Here is a 19,087-nt window from a genome sequence, read left to right as displayed (position 1 = left end):
GTACCGTTTTGCGCTTGAACGCTCAATTCACGGATACGTTGTAAGTTGTCGTTCACTTGGTTCAAAGCACCTTCAGCGGTTTGCGCGACAGAGATACCGTCGTTGGCGTTACGCTGTGCTTGGCTTAAACCAGTGATTTGTGAAGACATACGGTTTGCAATGGCTTGGCCGGCTGCGTCGTCTTTAGCGCTGTTGATACGCAGGCCTGAAGACAAACGCTCCATAGAAGTTGCTAATGCTGATTGCGACTTCTGTAGGTTTTGCTGACCAATCATCGAAGTGATGTTTGTATTGATAACTGACATAGTCTTATTCCTTCTGTTTCCAAAATAGGCTGGCGTTTACCGGCCGTCACATTCAGTTATCGGGTGAACCTACCGAAAGCTTTAATGTTTTTTTGAAATTCTTTTTTACAGCAGGCTAATTTTTGCTTAAACATTGGCATATGGCTGCTATATTAAGGGCAGCACGTTAAAGGCACCGAACGAAGTGCCGATAAATGGAACCAGAACATAACTAAGGAAAGGAGCATCGCGTGAGCGAGGCCGGTCAAGCAGCCCAAGCCGCTGAAAACGAATTTACGCCAATTAATAGCGTGGTTGAACTTGCGACATATTATGACGCATTAAGTCAGCCGGGCGTGGCTGTATTGACGCTAGTGGGCGCTGGTGAAAAAGACCATCCGGTGGTGCTGGTTGAGCAGCTAGAAGAAGATTACCTGCTGTTTGACCTTACCGCGATTCGTGATGTGGCCCCACCGCTGCGCCGCGGTGGTAAGTTTATTCTTTCTGGTTTTACCCCCGGTGGCTTAGTGCGCACCAACCCCATGTCTATTCGCGAGTTCACCACCGTAGAAAGCCGTTTGTTGGCGTATGCCGATTGGCCCACGGAAATTCATGTGAAGCAACGTCGCGCTAGTTTCCGCGCCAGTTTGCGTATAGGCATGAACGTGGGTGTGCATGTTCGCAGTAAAGACAATGACAAAGAAGAGCTAGTAGAACTGCAGGGCGACTTAAAAGATTTGTCAGCAACCGGCTGTTTAGCTGAATTTTTTATGCAAGATGGCGTGTCACGCGTATTGCCAGATATTGCCACCGAAATTGAATTGTATTTTCCCAACGGCACCTCGTTTGAAGTGAAGGCTAAGGTTCGGCATTTAAAAACCGACAATGATCGCCAGGTGCTTGCGGTTGGGTTTGAATTTGAAGATGTCAGTAAGCCGCAAGAGCGTGAAATTTGGGGCTATGTGCGCGAAATAGAACGCGAAGCCTCGCGCAGTGCGGGCAATGGCGATAGTCGCAGTGAGTCGGAGTTATTCCGGGTGCGCGATGAGAACGATAAAAAGCTCAGTCGCCGCCATGGCCACACGTATGCCACGCCCATGGCGAGAAAAATGGCGCGTATTGCTGGTTATCTTGATAGCCAAATGGTGGTGATGAAACAGGGCCAACAGGTGAACTCGTCGCAACTTTCACTGCATGCTGACCGTATTCTAGACATGTTAGAAGACGACCGCCAAGAAACTTTATTCTCGGTGCACTGTATTCATCGCGAGTCGCGTTGGGTAAAGCATGGCCTAGCGGTTGCGGTGCGTTTAGCCGATTTGCTTAACGCCGCAAAAATGCCGCGTGATTTGCGTAAGGCGGTAGTGGCAGCGGCTATGGTGCATGACTTAGGTAAAGGTACGTTACCTCCGGAAATTTGGCGGGCCACCACCTTAAGTACTGACGTTTACGAAGAAATGCAAAGCCACGTTGAAGCTATTCTAGAGAAGCTGGAAAACGTGAAGTGGCTAGCCCCCGTGGTACGCGACAACGTGATTGCACAAATAAATGAACGGCTTGATGGTTCAGGCTACCCCAATGGCTTGAAGGATAAGCAGCTAGGGCAGTTAGCACGCGCTGCTGCGGTAGTAGACGCGATTGATGCGATTCAGCGCAACCGACCCGATCGACCAGCCATGAGCCCGGTTGCGGCGGCGAAGTCAATGCAGACCCGTACTGATCAATTTGATGAGGCCTGGGTGAAACGTTATATCGCACATTTTGGCCCGTTACCGATTGGGTCGTTACTTCGCTTTGAAAAAGGCCAATTCGGTTGGGTTGTTGGTTTAGACGCGAAGAAACGCGTAAACCGTATTCGCATTTCTCCTCACAAACTTGCGCCGGATGACAAACTTGGTCCACCTATTGAAGGTGCAGCTTTGGCAGAGTTTGGTCGCATTCGCGATGTATTGGTGCCGGAAAGTTGATCTTTCGCGCCAACCGGCGTATCAAAAATAGTTAAATTAAAAACACTAAAGTTGAATAAATATTGGCCGATAAAAGAGAATAGGCGTGTTTTGCGTCGCTTTTTATCGGTTTTGAATTGAATTTATTCATGCAAACTGACTGATATAGAAATAGGGGTTAGCACCATGGCATCCATTGCAGCATTAGGTATCGGTTCGGGCCTAGACCTGAACGGCTTACTGACTCAGCTTGAATCGGCTGAGCGTCAGCGACTGCAGCCGTTGGTTGAACAACGGGCATCGTATCAGGCTCGTATTTCAGCTTACGGGAAACTTGAGGGCTCGTTATCAGCGTTGCAAACCTCGTTATCGTCGTTAGGTAAACCCGAAACATTTCAAGCGGTGTCGAGCGCGGTAGCCGGTGAAGGCATTACTGCAGCGGCATCGTCAACCGCAGTGCCGGGTAGTTATTCGGTAACTGTGAATGCGTTAGCGAAAGCCTACAGCAGTGCCACCGTAGGCATTGACGACAAAGCACGCGACCTAGGCGCAGGTTCGGTTAGCTTTACGCTTGGCGACGGCACCAGCCACACGATTGATATTGATGCAGGTTCGAGCTCGCTTGAAGACATTCGCGACGCGATTAACGCACAGCAAGGCGACGTGACAGCGTCGATTGTGAACGACGGTGACCCAACCAACCCGTATCGCTTGGCATTAACGTCTTCGAAAACCGGTACTGACGCGGCGGTTGATACGCTAGCGTTCTCAGGTTTTGGTACTGAATTAGCGACAGATGCAGGCTCGGTACAAACCGCGCAGAACGCATCGATTACGGTAAACGGCATTAATGTAAGCAGCCAGGGTAACCAAGTTGCCGATGCCATTCAGGGTTTAACCTTAAACCTTGAAGAAGAAGGTGCGACAGCAACAGTCAACGTCACGCGCGACGAAGAAGCCATTATGAAATCGGTGGAGACCTTCGTCAGTGCATACAACAATTTGCAAAACACCATTAAAGATTTAAGCAAGTACAACCCAGAAACCCAAACCGCTGGCCGGCTGTTGGGTGACAGTGGTTTACGCACGGTTGAAACCCGCTTACGGGGCATCTTCTCTGAGGCGGTGCAAGGTGGTGACTTAAATACCTTGTCTGAGCTGGGTATTACCCGCCAGTTAAACGGCACGTTAGAAATTGACAAAGAGAAGCTGCAAACCATCACTTCAGAACAGCTGGGTAAATTACAGCAATTCTTTGCGGGCGACGAAGATAACGGCATTGAAGGCTTCTCGTCGTTAGCAAACAAAACCGTGGAACAGTTGTTGGACGAAAACGGCCCAATTACCACCGGTACCGAGGGCATGAAGAGTGCCATTACGCGCTTAGAAGAACGTTACGCGCGTGAAGAAGTGAGTATTGCCCGTACGGTTGAGCGCTACAGAACGCAATTTGCACGCTTAGACAGCATGATTGCCAATATGAACTCAACGAGCAGTTATTTGACCCAACAGTTTGACGCCTTAAGTGCGCAGCTGGGGCAGAAGAAGTAATTAGGAGAATATGACAATGTACGGTATGCGAGGCGCAGCAGCGTATGGACGAGTTGACGTAGAAAGCCACGTGCTTTCAGCCAGTCCGCACAAGTTGATCAATATGTTATTTGACGGTGCTTTAAAAGCCATTAAAGCTGCCAAGTTACATATGGAGCAGAAAAACGTGCCAGCCAAAGCGCAGTCAATTGCTAAAGCGCTGGACATTGTGAATATGGGTTTAGCTGCGGCGTTAGATAAAGAAAAAGGCGGCGAGTTAGCCGAACGACTCGAGCAGTTGTATAGCTACGTTGCGGAGCTGTTATTGCAAGCCAACTTAAAAAACGACGTTGCAAAATTAGACGAAGCGGCAGAGTTGTTAGAGCAAATAGGCTCTGCTTGGAAAGAAATTCAACCACAGGTTGAAGGAGCGTAAGGCTCGTGGCCGCGCAACCGCAATTAAAAAGTGACTATTTAATGTCGCCGACGGAGGTCATTATGTCGTATCAGACGCTACTGGAGCATTCGAACAAAATGCTCGCCAGTGTGCGCAACGAAGACTGGGAAGCCTTAATCGAAACGGAAGTTGAGTACGTTCGTGAGGTTGAGCGGTTGAGCCACGCCGAAGCCGGAGTTGAGCTGTCTGAGGATCAACAGCTTAGCAAGTTACAACTTTTGAGCACCATCATGGATCAGGACCGTGAAATTCGGGAGCGCTTAGTCGCGCGTCGCACCATGTTGGAGCAAACGTTGCTCAGCATGCAGAAAAAGCAAAAGCTTGAGCACAGCTATCGCAATTGAGCAGCATAACGCCACTATTGGATACTCTGGTCCACCAGGTTGCTAAGCAACGTTCAACGGTGGACCTTCTTCCTCGCCACACCCTACCCGTGGCACCCATACAAGCTACAGCAAGTACCACCGAATTTAGCCAAGCTGGGCAACAAATTGCGCGTTTGGTGCAGTTAATTCAGTCATTTCAGCAGCAGTTATCAGCGCAGTTTTCACAAGGTTCTCAGTTAGGTAATCAGCCCGGTGCCCAGCAAATGGGCGGACATATAAAGCTTAACACGCCAATATTTCCTGCAACAACGCAGCTTGACGCATTAACCTTAATGGGCCGATTGCAGACAATTGTGAAAGACTCGGGATTATTCTACGAGGCGTTATTGGCGCGTTGGGCAGCCGAGAAAGTCCCATTCGCGCAGGTACGCCAGCAGCCACACAACCTCGGGCAATTTCGGGCTAACTCACCGCAAATTCAGCAGATTTTAGGCCAGCAACTTGAGCTATTAAATTCGGGTATGATTCGTGTTGATACAGAGTTGTGGCCGAACGCTCATTTACAGTGGCTTGTGCAACCCGACGTGAACCCATTAGTACAACGCTGGCGCGACGAACAACGGCGCAAGCAGGGCGAAGAGCCTGAGCCGCCGGCTTGGAGTAGTGAATTGAAACTAACTTTACCGAATGTGGGCGAAATTCGTGCGCAAATGCGGTTGTCACAAAAGCGACTTACCATGCAGTTACAATGCGCAGAGCCGTTGGTTGCATCATTAAAAGAAGCAACGTCAAGGTTATCAGCAAGATTGCGCTTGGGTGCGGGAGTGGAAATTGACGAGATTCCAGTATCGAGGTTGCCGCAATGAGTGATGAAAAGCCAAAAACACAAAAAGCGGTCGCGTTGCGGTATCAGGAATTTGAACCCGCACCAAAAGTTGTGGCAAAAGGCGAAGGTTTGATCGCGGATAAGATCATTGCGCTTGCAAACGAGCATAATGTGTTTGTGCACGATTCGTCGGAATTGGTCGATCTTTTGTCGCAAATTGATCTCGATGACTATGTACCGCAAACGCTTTGGCTTGTTGTTGCAGAATTGTTGATTTGGGCGAAGGGTGTTGACTCAAGTCATTGATTTATTGTTTTCAAGGATACATTAGTTAACGAAGAATAAACAATTCTGTATGAAATGTAGACTGTAAAGATTGATCATTTTTATTGACCAACAATGTTAAGATTTGCTAAAGATCACGTTAAGAACGAAAAACAATCAGCAGTGTTGGAGAAATGCCCCCATGAGTCACAGTAAAACTATTTCTGAACTTCAAGAATTAAACTTGAGTTACCTGATGTTGGTTCAGAAATTAATCGTCGAAGATCGTGATACCGCAATTTTTCGGTTAAAAATCGATGACGACCTTGCTGATCTCATCGCCGATATGTCATCGAAAGAATTAACGATGCTAGCGCGGCAGCCGCAAAGCTTATTGCAGCCAAATTTAGGTTCGGTAAGTCAGTTAAAAGCAATTTTAACTAATAAACGTGATACCGGAATGCAGGCAACTCATTTAGCTATGCATATGGCGTCGGCTTAATACTTAAGTACCAATAAGAAGAACCGTAAATGACCGCGAAGAAACTTCTTGAAGAACTGAACCAAGTGCAGCTTGCTATTGAGCTGATTGAGCTTGGTGCGCGTTTGCAAGTTCTCGAGTCAGAAGTGAGTTTGAATCGTGGCCGATTAGTTCGGTTGTATAAAGAAGTTGCAGGTAAGTCGCCGCCCAAAGGTATGCTGCCGTTTTCAACCGATTGGTTTATGACTTGGCAGCCTAACGTGCACTCATCGTTTTTCTACAACATTTATGCTCGCTTGCGTGAAGGCCAGAAACTTGAACGTATGCAGGCTTTTATTAAAGCGTACAAGCTGTACCAAGAGCATATTCAATTAAGCGGCGAAGAAGAAGTGCTGGCACTTACGCGAGCCTGGACGTTGGTTCGTTTTTTTGAAAGCGACATGTTCCAGTTGTCTAAGTGCAACTGCTGCGGATTAAATTTCGTCAATCACGCCCATACGCCAGACCAAGATTACATGTGTGGCGTGTGCCAACCGCCTTCTCGAGCGGGTAAGCCGCTCAAACAAAAATCTTCAAAATCTCGAAAAGAAATTTAAGTCTTAACCCTCAGCGCCGATATACTTCGTAGATGTGTTTTTAAAGAAAAGGAAGCGGCCGTGTTAATAGCAATCGGTTTTGTGGTAGTTATATTCTCCGTTTTTGGGGGCTTCGTGCTTGCCGGCGGTGCATTAGGGCCGATATTTCAGCCGCTTGAGTTATTGATTATTGGCGGTGCTGGTGTTGGTTCGTTTATAGCCGCAAATAACGGCAAAGCGATCAAAGCCACCCTGCAGTCGGTTAAACGCTTTAAGCGTTCCACCACCTACAACAATGAAACCTACCTTGAACTTCTAGCTGTCATTTACAAACTGCTTAACAAAATGCGCCGCGACGGTATGTTGGCCGTTGAACGCGATATTGAGAGCCCTGAAGAAAGCGCGATTTTTCAAGAGCATCCGGAAGTACTTGAAGACACCATGATGCTGAATTTCATTGCCGATTACTTGCGCTTAATGATCAGCGGCAATATGAACCCCCAAGAGCTCGACGAGCTTATGTTGCACGAAATTGAAACCTTTGAAGCCGAAGCTGAAATTCCAGGTGACGCCTTGCATAAAGTGGGTGATGCCATGCCAGCGTTCGGTATCGTAGCTGCGGTATTGGGTGTGGTACGCGCACTGAGTACGGCTGACGTGCCGCCGGACGTTATGGGAACCATGATAGCCCATGCTTTGGTGGGTACTTTCTTGGGTATTTTATTAGGTTATGGTTTTATCAACCCGCTAGCGAGTCGTGTTGAGCGTCAAGTAGCAGAGCTGGTAAAAACCTTACAAGTTATTCGCGTCACTTTGTTGGCCAGCATGCACGGCTATGCGCCGCAATTGGCGGTCGAATTTGGTCGTAAAGCATTGCACACTTCCGAGCGTCCAACCTTTACTGAATTAGAAGACCATGTTCGTGGTGCCAAAGCGGAGCAGTAACCATGGCTGAAGAACATCGCCCGATAATCATCAGACGCAAAAAGATAGTCAAAAAGCACCACGGCGGTAGTTGGAAAATCGCTTTGGCTGATTTTATGACAGCGTTAATGGCGTTGTTCTTGGTGATGTGGATATTGTCGATGTCGAGTGAAAAAGATCGGCAAAGTATTTCTGAGTATTTCCGCACGCCGCTTTTAGTTTCTATGGCGGGAGGCGAGCGTTCAAGTAATGCCGCAAATGTTATTCAAGGCGGTGGTGCAGACCCAACCCATATGGACGGCGAGCAAGCTCGTATTGATTTACGCCGGGAGTCACGGCCTGCTGATGTGCGTCGTCATTTTAATGAGATTCGCCGCCGCGTTGAGGCGGCTATAGACGCCGACCCAGTGCTCAAGGCGTTGAAAGCACAGCTTCGTTTTGATGTGACGCGCGAAGGCTTGCGCATTATGATGCTTGATACCGAAACCAAGCCCATGTTTGAAATTGGTAGCGACCGTATTGCGCCATATATGGAGCGCTTATTACGGACGTTAGCGCCGTTGCTTAACGAAATTCCCAATGAAGTTACTATAAGCGGCCATACCGACAGCTTACCTTACGCTGGTGGCGAGCGTGGCTATAGTAACTGGGAGCTTTCTGCTGACCGTGCGAACGAATCACGTAAAGCATTAATGGCCGGTGGTTTTGACCCAGAGCGTTTGCTGCTAGTGATGGGCGCGGCCGATAGAATTCCACTAGACGGCACTGAGCCTGATGACCCTCGAAACCGACGCATTACCATTGTGGTACACACGTTTGAGTCGGCTGAGTTTATTAAACGGCAAGGCTTTTTCCCACAAGACGAGCAAGAACTGGAAGCAAGTTTGGAGCCCGACGTTGGGCTGCTGACTGAACAGTTTCAAGAAGCCACTCGCGCAACCGACCAAACAAAACAGAAATAAGGGGTTCTAAACCCCTTTTTCGACCCTTCGCTATTGTTTGCCATACGCCATAATTGGTGACATGGCAGAAGAACAATCTCAAGATCAAGAAAAAACAGAAGAACCCTCCGCCCGAAGGCTACAAAAGTCGCGGGAAGAAGGTCAGGTCGCGCGATCACGCGAGCTGACCACTTTTGTGATCTTGTTTGGCGGCGTTTTAATGCTTTGGGCATTAGGTAGTGCCATGTATCAAAACTTGGGACTGGTTATGGAGCAGGCGTTTTTATTTGAACGCTTGCAGGTATCAGAACCAGGCCCCATGCTGCAGAACGTACTTGAGCTTGGCCAGTCAGCGTTGTTGTCGTTACTGCCTTTATTTGCGGTGATGATGTTACTGGCATTGGTCGCCCCCGCACTGTTGGGTGGCTGGGTGGTTTCTGCTAAAGCTATGGCCCCCAAACTAAGTAAGTTGAACCCGATAAAGGGCCTAAAGCGCGTGTTTTCAACACAGGCGCTGGCTGAACTTGGTAAAGCAATTGCCAAGTCGGTGTTGGTTGGTAGCGTATTGATGTTGTTTTTGTGGGATCAAAAAGCAAATTTCTTACGGTTAATGAGTCTTGAGGTAAAGCAGGCGTTAGGTGAAGCCATGAGTATGGCTGCACTTGCGTGCTTTTTGATGATTTTGACACTGCTGGTGGTGGTGGCGTTTGACGTACCGTTTCAGTTATTTACGCACACAAAGAAACTGCGGATGTCGAAAGAAGAAGTAAAACGCGAGAATAAAGAAACCGAGGGTGACCCTCATGTAAAAGGCAAAATTCGCCAACAACAACAAGCCATGGCGCGCCGCCGCATGATGAGCGAAGTGCCACAAGCGGACGTGATTGTAACCAACCCAACGCATTATGCGGTGGCATTAAAATACGATGATAGTAATATGGGCGCTCCGCGGGTTGTTGCCAAGGGCACCGACCTGGTAGCACAGCGCATACGTGAGCTAGGTGATGAACACAAAGTGCCACGCTTAGAAGCTCCACCGCTAGCCCGGGCACTGCATACGCACGTTGATTTGGGCCATGAAATTCCGGCGCCGTTGTATACTGCCGTGGCCGAAGTTTTAGCGTGGGCATTTCAGTTAAAACGCTCACGTGATGGCGCCGCAATAACGCCGCCCACCCCAACAAATATTACAGTTCCTGACGATTACGAGGTACCGGCATCATGAAATTAAGCATGAACGCGCTAGCAGGGAGCATGAGCTCGGCACGCTTGCAGGTGCTTGTTGGTCCCGTACTTATTTTAATGATTTTGGCAATGATGGTATTGCCATTACCGCCGTTTATTCTCGATTTTCTATTCACATTTAATATCGCGCTGTCGTTAATGGTGTTGCTAGTCAGTATGTTTACTGAAAAACCATTAGAGTTTGCGGCCTTTCCGGCGGTATTGCTGTTTTCAACCTTACTACGCTTGTCACTTAACGTAGCATCAACGCGGGTTGTGCTCATGGAAGGCCACAACGGCGGCGACGCAGCGGGTAAAGTCATCGAAGCTTTTGGCCAATTCTTGGTGGGCGGTAATTTTGCCGTTGGTTTGGTGGTGTTTCTGATTTTGGTAGTGATTAACTTCATGGTTATTACCAAAGGTGCAGGGCGTATAGCTGAAGTTGGCGCGCGCTTCACACTTGATGCGATGCCAGGTAAACAAATGGCAATTGACGCGGACTTGAATGCCGGTCTTATTGGTGAAGAAGAGGCACGTCGTCGCCGTCAAGAAGTAGCCCAAGAAGCGGAGTTTTATGGCTCTATGGACGGTGCGAGCAAATTTGTTCGCGGTGATGCCGTTGCCGGCATGATTATTATGGTGGTCAATATTATTGGCGGCTTAATGATTGGTGTTATGCAGCATAACATGAGCGCTGGCGCCGCTGCAGAAACCTACGTGTTGTTAACTATTGGTGACGGTCTGGTAGCACAGATTCCAGCGTTAATCATTTCAACCGCGGCTGGTGTGACCGTGTCGCGCGTGAACACCGAGCAAGATGTTGGTCAGCAACTCATTAAACAGTTATTCGTTAGCCCGAAAGTGCTGATGCTAGCCGCTGGGGTTATCGGTTTGCTTGGTTTAGTACCGGGCATGCCAAACTTTATCTTCTTGCTATTTACCGCCATGTTAGGTGGCTTTGCGTGGTATTTGCACAAGCAGCAAACCGCGCAAAAAGTTGCCGCTGCGCAGTCTGAGCAAGCTGCACCGGCGCCGTCGTTTAGTGCCCCAGAGGCGAGCTGGAATGATGTACAACTGGTTGATACCTTGGGTATGGAAGTGGGCCATCGGTTGATTGCTTTAGTGGATGATAACCAGCAAGGTGAATTGCTCGGCCGTATTAAAAGTGTACGCAAAAAATTCGCGCAAGAAGTCGGCTTCTTGCCGCCAGTCGTGCACATTCGCGACAACTTAGAGCTCAAACCCAATACCTATACAATTACCTTAAAGGGCGGCGAAATTGGTCGTGCAGAAATTTACCCAGACCGTTGGATGGCGATTAACCCTGGTCAAGTAACGGGGGATGTAGAGGGTATTGATACCACAGATCCAGCGTTCGGACTTCCGGCAAAATGGATAAATCAAGATCAGCGCGAGCATGCACAAATTTACGGATACACGGTGGTAGATGCCAGTACTGTGGTTGCAACGCACCTGAATCATTTATTGCAACGTTATGCGTCAGATTTGTTAGGGCGCCAAGAAGTACAGCAACTTGTTGACAAACTTTCTGAGGAAAACAAAGCCTTAGTTGAAGATGTGGTGCCGAAGTGTGTTACCGTGACCACCTTGCAGCGAGTGTTGCAGAATCTACTTGAAGAAGACGTGTCAATTCGCGATCTACGTACCATTTTTGATACTCTAGCTGAGTTTGAAGGGCAACAAGCCGACGCGCATGAATTAACAGCGCGTGTACGTTTGGCGCTAGGGCGAAATATTACCCAGAAGTGGTTCGGTGGTGAGCGCGAGCTACAGGTTATAGGTCTTGATGCATCGCTAGAAAACATGTTGTCGCAGGCCATGCAACAGAATAGCTCACTAGAGCCAGGCTTAGCCATGACGTTAAGCGAGCAAACGCAAAAGGCGTTGCACCATGCGGAAACCATGGGGCTGCCGCCGGTATTAGTGGTGCCACATCAATTACGTCCACTGTTGTCACACTTCTTGCGACGTCAGTTACGTGATTTAGTGGTATTATCACAAGCAGAAATTCCGGATGATAGAACCATTAAAGTTGTGAGTGTTATTGGAGGGTCACAATGACCATAAGGCGCTTTCGAGCAGCCAGCCATAAAGATGCGATGCGTAAAGTCCGTGATGCACTGGGCGATGATGCCGTTATTGTGTCGTCGCGAAAAACAGCGCAAGGCGCAGAGATTTTTGCAATTGGTGAGGGCGAACTTGCTTTATTGCATGAGAGCGAAGACGCGCCGAGCACCCCTGATTTTTCAGGGCTAGCACAACAACTATTAAGTGACGTACAAGACATGCGCGCTATGCTGCACCAACAGCAGGGCGAAAAAGTACCAGACGACAACCGTAAACGCTTGTATCGACAGCTTCGTGCTGGCGGTTATAGCGACCAGTTAAGTCGCCAGTTGGTGGCGATGTTGCCTTCGCAGCTTAATCATTCAAATAAAACCTTCCCTGAAGCGTTAAAATGGTTGCAGCAACAACTCGTGGCTCGGGTGTCCCATCAGTCGAATATGCAAGCCAATGATTGGGAGCTTTTGCAACACCAAGGCGTGATGGCGCTAGTAGGCCCAACCGGGGTAGGTAAAACCACCACCACCGCGAAATTAGCGGCGAATTATGTCATGCAGCATGGTAACGACAGCTTGTTGTTAGTAACCACAGACAGCTACCGAATTGGTGCCCAGCAACAGCTCGCCATTTATGCTGAGTTGCTTGACGTAGAAATGCATGCGCTTGCCGATGGCGATACGCTAGATGCGTTAGCGCAAAAAATGCAAGGAAAGCGACTAGTCTTGGTGGATACCGTCGGTATGAGCCAACGCGACCAGCGTCTAGCACAAAAAATTGCGGCGCTAAATAGCGAACAACATGCTCATACAACACGAATCGTGTTGTTGCTCAATGCTGCGGCACAGCAAGAAACTTTAGATGAAGTGGCGCGTATTTATCAGCGCATTGCTGCAGAAAGTGAGTTAACAATTAGTGATGCTATTCTTACCAAGCTAGACGAAACTGCGCGTTTGGGTGGGGTGTTGGACACAGTCATTCGTCATAAGCTGACGGTACAGGCGGTGTCGTCTGGGCAGCGCGTACCCGAAGATATTCAGGTGCCTGATATTGAACAGTTGGTGGCGGACTCTTTAGCTGCCGAAGTAAGCGACTCTATGCTTGCCGCGAGCGAATGGGAGCAGTCAACGGAGAAGCTTGAGCCTTCACACGTATTCACGCATGGTCATTTAATTCAGTCGAGCATGCAGGCGCTGCGAAACCAAATTCCGCATTTTAGCGAGCTGGTGCAGGCGCTTAAACAAAAAGAGCTACCTGAAAGCTGGCAAAACACGGCGTTTCCAGACGAATTGAATATGATTCGTTGGGCGGCGCCACAGCCTTTGCAGGGCTGGAACCATTTAACCCCGCATTTAGGGCTGAATAAACATGGCTTGCCGCTATTGCCACCGGTAATGCACGATAGCGAAGCCCCGGTGTTACCAGACATGGCATTGGCTCCGGTTCAGTTATTTGATTACCTACCGGAAACGGCGTTGTTGGATATTTTTTCCGAGCACCAAACCGGTTGGTTAGCGACCTTGAATGTGAACCACAAAGTACAAAGCCAAGGGCACACCCTTGTGGTGAGCGAGCTGGTTAAAAAGCACGGTATTCCGTTAAGCAAACACACAATTGTGTACCGCGGTGAGCGGCGTCGGCTTGAGCTTACGGTGGCCGCAGCTGAGTCTGACCAAAGTCAGCAGTTGTACCAAGTGGTGTATGGCGAGCTGCATGGCGGGCCAAGCAAAAACCCGATACAGCGTCGGTATTGGATGATGGATGGGCACTGCACCGCGGAACAAGTTGTCGAGCGGGTGCGAAGCATGATGCAGTTAGAAGAATATGCGCGATTAACGCGTTTTGCATGGCGCGCGATTGATAAGCAAAAGCTTGCAACACCAACGCAGTTAGCGCTAGCTGGCGCACTCGCCGCAGTTGCGATGCATGTGGAGTACCACAGCGCGCCGCAATTTGCGGGTTTGCGTGGGGAACTACTAAGTTTAAGCGGAAAGCGTGGGCGGGTTCAGGGTGATAAGCTAGTACCAGCAATTTTACACGTTATTCAAGCCTATGAGTCGTTAGTGGCTGCAGGCCGAGAAGTAGAGGCATAAGTTAAGCATGAGCGATCAGGCAGCGAGTTTGCGACAATGGGCGGCGAAGCGCAATGAAGGCGAGCCGGCCAATGAGATCATTTCGCAACCAGCGTCCGCAGAAACGCCACAAAAAAATGTTGAGCAAGTGGTGGTGTTAGGCTTGCCAAAATTAGACCAAGAGCAAGCAGCGAAAGCAGCAAATGTATTTCATCGCTGGGCAGAACATGGTAAGAAATGGGTAGGAGATGCCGAGCGTTGGCGTGTTATTCCGGTAAGCCAAGAGTATCCAGATTTGCCTAAGTTGGTGGGTACTTACTCGCGCTGGGCGGTCTGGGTTGACGATGATTTGGATAGTTTTATGCGAGTGTACCGTGCGTTGAAAACCATTCAATCGGTTGGAGGGCCAAAGCGCATTATTGCTTTACACCCGCCCATGGCGCGGCAAGGTTTATTGGCTAATGTTCAATACGTAGCACGGCATTATTTTAACATTGAAGTTTTGGTATTTTCGGGCTGAAAACTATGTACACAGCTGAAGGTAAGTTCAACAAAAACAGCATTATCGAACAGTATTACCCACTGGTTCGGCGGCAGGCTTTTAACTTAAAGGTGAAATTGCCGGCCGGCGTAGATGTGGATGATTTGATTCAAGCTGGCGTTGAAGGTTTATTGAGTTGTGTTGATCGGTTTGACCCCGACTCGGGCGTTGCATTTTCGACCTATGCCCATCAACGCATTCGCGGTGCCATGATTGATGAGTTGCGTAGTCGCGACTGGCTTCCGCGCAGCGTTCGCCGCAGTGGACGCGAGCTTGAGCAGACCATTCGGCGACTAGAGCAGCAACTTGGGCGTGTGCCTGAAGAGCGTGAAATTGCTACCGAATTGGGTATGGAGCTCAACGAATATTACCAATTATTGTTAGACACGAATAACGGCTTAGTGTTGTCGTACGACGAAGTGGTTACCGACACGCCTAATGCCGAAACAAATGGCGATGAAGAAGCAGAACCAGAGGCGCAAATAGGCGCTGCGGAACTTAAATCATTACTGGTACAAGCCATTGATTCCCTTCCTGAGCGTGAAAAATTAGTCATGACGCTCTATTATCAAGAAGAGCTTAACCTCAAAGAGATCGGTGCCGTACTCGATGTAACCGAGTCGCGGGTGTCGCAGCTGCATAGCCAAGCCATCAAGCGTATTCGCGCACGAGTTGCCGCTTAACCGCAATCAACGTTTAACCGACGTTTGTGACAAAACTAGAAGGTGCGTGATGAATAACTATAAATTAGAGATTCGCTGGGGTGTTATTTTTAGTGTGGCCATGTTGGTGTGGCTATTAATAGAACGACTGGTTGGTTTACACGATTCACTAATTCACCAGCATATGTTGTGGACGAATTTATTTGCAATTGTTGCCATAGCTATTTATGTGTTGGCGCTGCGGCAAAAACGAGCCCGTGAATTGCAAGGGCAGATGACTTGGAAGCAAGGCTTCATGTGTGGCGTTGGAATTACCATTGTGGTAGCTATTTTAAGCCCACTTACGCAATGGCTAGCACACAGCTTTATAAGCCCTCATTTCTTCAGCAATATGGCTGATTACGCAGTGCGTAGTGGTAATATGACAGAAGCACAAGCGCTTAATTATTTTAATTTACAAAGCTATATGATTCAGTCAGTTATCGGCGCCGTAGTGATGGGCGTGATTACCGCTGCAGTAGTGGCTTTATTTCTGCGCACACGCAAATAGGCAAGCGTTAAATTGGTGCAAACAGGGGCGCAAGTTTTCTTTACTGTGCTAAGGTTAGAGGACTATTAGGCAGGACAAGGAATTTACTGGTATGAAAAAATTAGTCTTAGCAGTTGCTGTTTCATCGTTAGTTGCAACCGGTTGTGCCAATATGACCAACGCGCAAAAAGGCGCGACTATTGGCGCTATCGCTGGCGCCGTTATCGGTAAAGGTACCGGCGACCATGACAAGAGTCGTTATGTTTGGGGTGCAGTAGCTGGCGCCATTGCCGGCGGCGCTATTGGTAGTTATATGGATAAACAGGAACAAGAGTTCCGTGATTCATTGGCCGGTAGCGGCGTAGAGGTTATTCGCGAAGGCGATAATATTCGCTTGCAGCTACCAAGCAACGTGACATTTGCAACCGACAGCTCAAGTATTGCACAAGGCTTTTATCCGGTACTTTCAGATGTGGGCCGAGTGTTAAATCGCTATGAAAAGACGACTATGTTGGTGGAAGGCCATACCGACAGTGTCGGAGACGCGAACTACAACATGCAGCTTTCTGAGCGCCGTGCCTTGTCAGTTCGTAACTACTTAGTTGGTGAGGGTGTTGATCAACGCCGCGTAACCACTGTCGGTTATGGCGAAACTCAACCTATCGCTGATAATAGTACAGCTGGTGGGCGTCAAGAAAATCGCCGTGTTGAATTGCGTATTGTGCCAAACCAAGCAGAGTAAAAAGGCTTAGTAGTAAGGGGTCAGTAGCGAGCCCCAATATTTTACTTAAAAAAAAGCCGCCGATTTTTAACGAATCGGCGGCTTTTTAGTAGCTGCTGCTCCTATATGCTTAAGCTGCAGCTATTTAGCTTTTGAGGCTTCGTTTACCAGTAACGCAATAGCGCCGTCGCCAGTTACGTTACAAGCAGTACCAAAGCTGTCTTGAGCCATGTACAGCGCAATCATGAGGGCAATTGCAGTTTCACCGAAACCCAGCATGGACCCTAATAGACCAACCGCAGACATAACCGCGCCACCTGGCACGCCTGGTGCCGCCAACATCACCACACCGAGCATTAAAATAAACGGCAATATAGTAAAAAACGAAGGGATAGCCAGTGAGCTATGCAAGAACATTACGGCAATGGTGCAGCTGACAATTGTAATGGTTGAGCCCGCCAAGTGAACAGTGGCGCATAACGGCACGGCAAAGTTTGCCACGTCATCGTTCACATCGTTTTCTTTAACACTGCGTAGCGTTACAGGAATAGTCGCTGCGCTAGACATGGTACCCAATGCAGTGAAGTAGGCGGGTAGCATATTTTTTATCAATTTCACTGGGCTAACGCCAGCTTTTAAGCCGGCAATAGTAAACATACTAATGATATACACCCAATGTAGCGCAACAGCTAATAGCAGAATGATACCGAAGGTTTGTAAGGTGCTAAAAACGGTACCTGCTGCGGCCATTTGCGCAAAAACACCCGCAATATAAAACGGCAGCAACGGAATAATAACCTTGCCCAACAGTAGCTCGATAATGTCGCGACCCTGATCACTTAATTGCTTAAGTTGTTCAGCGCGAGTACTAGCAATACCAAGGCCGAAAATAAACGCCAAAACTAGCGCTGTCATCACGCCAAATACTGGCGGCATGTCAATGGTCAAGAAGGGCTGTAAAGTGCTCTCTTGAGCGCTTGCGGTGGTTTTTGTAGCAGCGGTAAGCATAGGCACAATGAAGCTTGCTACAAAGTAGGCCAAAATACCGGCGACAATGGTCGAAAGGTAAGCAATACCGAGTGTACGCGACAGCAGTTTGCCAGAGTTCTGCGGTAGGCCAGCAATACCACTGGTTATGAAGAATAAAATTAATAGTGGAATGGTGAAAAACAGCAATTGGCCGAAAATAGCCTTAAAGGTAATCAGTAGCTGGGTAACCCAGTCAGGTAGATACAAGCCAATAAGCGTACCGGCAACAATGCCCAGTACTAGTTTGATAATTAAACCCATGGATGTTCTCTCGTTGTTGTTATGGTGAGGTTATTTGCCGATACAAAAACTACTAAAAATTCTGCCCAGTAAGTCGTCAGAGGTGAACTCGCCAGTAATTTCATTGAGGTGTTGTTGGGTAATGCGCAGTTCTTCGGCGAGTAACTCGCCGGCCAGGTTCATTTCAAGTTGCTCTTGGCCAATACTCAAATGCTCGCGCGCGCGCTCCAAAGCATCAAGATGACGACGACGGGCCATAAAACTGCCTTCGCTGGTCGCGGTATAACCAACACTGTGCTTCAAATGTTCACGCAATAGTTCAATGCCATGCCCGGTTTTGGCGCTTAGGTGTAGCACGGGAATGCCGCCAATGTCTTCAATAGCTACCGGCTCAGCGTTGAGGTCAACCTTGTTACGAATAACGGTAAATGGCAGGTCATCTGGTAGCTGCTCGAAGAATTCTGGCCAAATATCTGCTGGGTGAACGGCATCGGTTTCGGTGGCATCAACCATAAACAATACGCGGTCAGCGCCGCGAATTTCGTCCCAAGCGCGCGCAATGCCAATACGCTCAACTTCGTCAGGGCTTTCACGTAGGCCGGCAGTATCAATAATATGCAGTGGCATACCATCAATTTGAATGTGTTCACGAAGCACATCGCGTGTGGTACCAGCTATGGCGGTAACAATTGCTGATTCGCGCCCAGCTAATGCATTCAGTAAAGATGATTTGCCTGCGTTAGGGCGTCCAGCAATCACTACTTTCATACCTTCGCGCAACAAGGTGCCTTGTTTGGCTTGCACCATCACTTGCTGAAGACGATCAATAATGGCTTCTAAGTCGCCGGAAACTTTACCGTCGCTGAGAAAATCAATCTCTTCGTCCGGAAAATCAATCGCGGCCTCAACGTACATACGTAAGTGTATGACTTGGTCCACCAGTTGGTCTATTTCGTGCGAGAACCCGCCCTGTAGGCTTTGAAGTGCTGCTTTGGCTGCCTGCTCTGAGGTGGTGTCAATTAAATCAGCAATGGCTTCAGCTTGGGTTAAGTCTAGCTTGTCGTTTAAAAAAGCACGTTCGCTAAATTCGCCAGGTCGTGCGGGGCGCACATCTGGAAAGTCCAGAATTGCCTTAATGATCATATCAATAAGCACTGGGCCGCCGTGGCCTTGTAGCTCAAGAACATCTTCGCCAGTGAAAGAGTTTGGGCCCTGAAAGAAAAGCGCAATGCCCTCGTCGAGCACTGCGCCTTGTAGGTCTTTAAATGGTAAGTATTCGGCTTTGCGCGGCGCAGGGCAGTAGCCCAACATGCGCTCAGCGACAGTTTTTGCCGCAGGCCCGCTAACCCGAACGATACCGACACCGCCACGCCCCGGAGGGGTGGCTTGTGCAACTATGGTGTCGTTTGTTAGCTCTAAGTCCATTGGTTAGT

General features: G+C 48.7%; 20 protein-coding genes. 17 read left to right on the top strand and 3 right to left on the bottom strand.

Annotation, left to right across the window (positions count from 1 at the left end):
• Window positions 1-305 (bottom strand): flagellin N-terminal helical domain-containing protein (locus ASC40_RS09180; RefSeq protein WP_483826415.1); only part of this gene is annotated, 305 nt, incomplete at its 3' end.
• A gap of 230 nt (window positions 306-535) precedes the next feature.
• Here ASC40_RS09180 and ASC40_RS09175 point away from each other — a divergent pair.
• From ASC40_RS09175 to ASC40_RS09095, 17 genes are all read left to right on the top strand, one after another.
• The gene (locus ASC40_RS09175) at window positions 536-2,251 is read left to right on the top strand and encodes an HD domain-containing phosphohydrolase (protein ID WP_055439504.1); all 1,716 of its coding nucleotides are present in this window, start codon (window positions 536-538) and stop codon (window positions 2,249-2,251) included.
• 165 nt (window positions 2,252-2,416) lie between these two features.
• On the top strand, window positions 2,417-3,781 hold the full coding sequence (gene fliD / locus ASC40_RS09170) for a flagellar filament capping protein FliD (protein ID WP_055439503.1): 1,365 nt from the start codon (window positions 2,417-2,419) through the stop codon (window positions 3,779-3,781).
• Between the two features lie 10 nt (window positions 3,782-3,791).
• Window positions 3,792-4,196: a flagellar export chaperone FliS gene (fliS, locus tag ASC40_RS09165; RefSeq protein WP_055439502.1), complete on the top strand. Its 405-nt coding sequence runs from the start codon at window positions 3,792-3,794 to the stop codon at window positions 4,194-4,196.
• A 5-nt stretch (window positions 4,197-4,201) separates the two neighbouring features.
• Window positions 4,202-4,561 (top strand): flagellar protein FliT, encoded by a 360-nt coding sequence (locus ASC40_RS09160; protein ID WP_055439501.1) that lies wholly within the window; start codon window positions 4,202-4,204, stop codon window positions 4,559-4,561.
• Window positions 4,562-4,620: 59 nt separating this feature from the next.
• Entirely contained in the window at window positions 4,621-5,409 is a 789-nt protein-coding gene (fliK, locus tag ASC40_RS09155; RefSeq protein WP_141656136.1) for a flagellar hook-length control protein FliK, read from the top strand.
• The gene (locus ASC40_RS09150) at window positions 5,406-5,675 is read left to right on the top strand and encodes an EscU/YscU/HrcU family type III secretion system export apparatus switch protein (protein WP_055439499.1); all 270 of its coding nucleotides are present in this window, start codon (window positions 5,406-5,408) and stop codon (window positions 5,673-5,675) included. Before fliK ends, ASC40_RS09150 begins: the two co-directional genes overlap by 4 nt.
• A 160-nt stretch (window positions 5,676-5,835) precedes the next feature.
• Window positions 5,836-6,135, top strand: coding sequence for a flagellar transcriptional regulator FlhD (locus ASC40_RS09145; protein ID WP_055439498.1), 300 nt, complete (start codon window positions 5,836-5,838; stop codon window positions 6,133-6,135).
• A 29-nt stretch (window positions 6,136-6,164) separates the two neighbouring features.
• On the top strand, window positions 6,165-6,710 hold the full coding sequence (flhC, locus tag ASC40_RS09140; protein WP_055439497.1) for a flagellar transcriptional regulator FlhC: 546 nt from the start codon (window positions 6,165-6,167) through the stop codon (window positions 6,708-6,710).
• Window positions 6,711-6,770: 60 nt separating this feature from the next.
• On the top strand, window positions 6,771-7,634 hold the full coding sequence (gene motA, locus ASC40_RS09135) for a flagellar motor stator protein MotA (protein WP_055439496.1): 864 nt from the start codon (window positions 6,771-6,773) through the stop codon (window positions 7,632-7,634).
• A 2-nt stretch (window positions 7,635-7,636) separates the two neighbouring features.
• Window positions 7,637-8,575: a flagellar motor protein MotB gene (motB, locus tag ASC40_RS09130; RefSeq protein ID WP_055439495.1), complete on the top strand. Its 939-nt coding sequence runs from the start codon at window positions 7,637-7,639 to the stop codon at window positions 8,573-8,575.
• A gap of 61 nt (window positions 8,576-8,636) precedes the next feature.
• The gene (flhB, locus tag ASC40_RS09125; protein ID WP_055439516.1) at window positions 8,637-9,779 is read left to right on the top strand and encodes a flagellar biosynthesis protein FlhB; all 1,143 of its coding nucleotides are present in this window, start codon (window positions 8,637-8,639) and stop codon (window positions 9,777-9,779) included.
• A complete protein-coding gene (gene flhA, locus ASC40_RS09120) occupies window positions 9,776-11,860 on the top strand; it encodes a flagellar biosynthesis protein FlhA (protein WP_055439494.1) in 2,085 nt (694 codons plus the stop codon). Before flhB ends, flhA begins: the two co-directional genes overlap by 4 nt.
• Window positions 11,857-13,953: a flagellar biosynthesis protein FlhF gene (locus ASC40_RS09115; RefSeq protein ID WP_055439493.1), complete on the top strand. Its 2,097-nt coding sequence runs from the start codon at window positions 11,857-11,859 to the stop codon at window positions 13,951-13,953. The genes flhA and ASC40_RS09115 overlap by 4 nt, the downstream gene beginning before the upstream one ends.
• 7 nt (window positions 13,954-13,960) lie before the next feature.
• Window positions 13,961-14,452: a hypothetical protein gene (locus tag ASC40_RS09110; RefSeq protein WP_055439492.1), complete on the top strand. Its 492-nt coding sequence runs from the start codon at window positions 13,961-13,963 to the stop codon at window positions 14,450-14,452.
• A gap of 5 nt (window positions 14,453-14,457) precedes the next feature.
• Window positions 14,458-15,156: an RNA polymerase sigma factor FliA gene (locus ASC40_RS09105; RefSeq protein ID WP_055439491.1), complete on the top strand. Its 699-nt coding sequence runs from the start codon at window positions 14,458-14,460 to the stop codon at window positions 15,154-15,156.
• 49 nt (window positions 15,157-15,205) lie between these two features.
• Window positions 15,206-15,685 carry a DUF4199 domain-containing protein gene (locus tag ASC40_RS09100; protein WP_055439490.1) on the top strand — a complete coding sequence of 160 codons (480 nt, stop codon included), beginning with the start codon at window positions 15,206-15,208 and terminating at the stop codon, window positions 15,683-15,685.
• A 91-nt stretch (window positions 15,686-15,776) separates the two neighbouring features.
• Window positions 15,777-16,406, top strand: a complete 630-nt coding sequence (locus ASC40_RS09095) for a YiaD family glycine zipper/OmpA-like lipoprotein (RefSeq protein WP_055439489.1) — start codon at window positions 15,777-15,779, stop codon at window positions 16,404-16,406.
• A gap of 120 nt (window positions 16,407-16,526) precedes the next feature.
• On the opposite strand, the gene ASC40_RS09090 is transcribed toward ASC40_RS09095, so the two are convergent.
• Window positions 16,527-17,675, bottom strand: a complete 1,149-nt coding sequence (locus ASC40_RS09090) for a dicarboxylate/amino acid:cation symporter (RefSeq protein WP_055439488.1) — start codon at window positions 17,673-17,675, stop codon at window positions 16,527-16,529.
• Window positions 17,676-17,705: 30 nt separating this feature from the next.
• Window positions 17,706-19,079: a tRNA uridine-5-carboxymethylaminomethyl(34) synthesis GTPase MnmE gene (gene mnmE, locus ASC40_RS09085; protein ID WP_055439487.1), complete on the bottom strand. Its 1,374-nt coding sequence runs from the start codon at window positions 19,077-19,079 to the stop codon at window positions 17,706-17,708.
• Window positions 19,080-19,087 lie beyond the last annotated feature (8 nt).

This window comes from Pseudidiomarina woesei (assembly GCF_001418345.1).
GTDB classification, from domain to species: domain Bacteria; phylum Pseudomonadota; class Gammaproteobacteria; order Enterobacterales; family Alteromonadaceae; genus Pseudidiomarina; species Pseudidiomarina woesei.
This window is presented reverse-complemented; position numbering and strand designations above follow the sequence as displayed.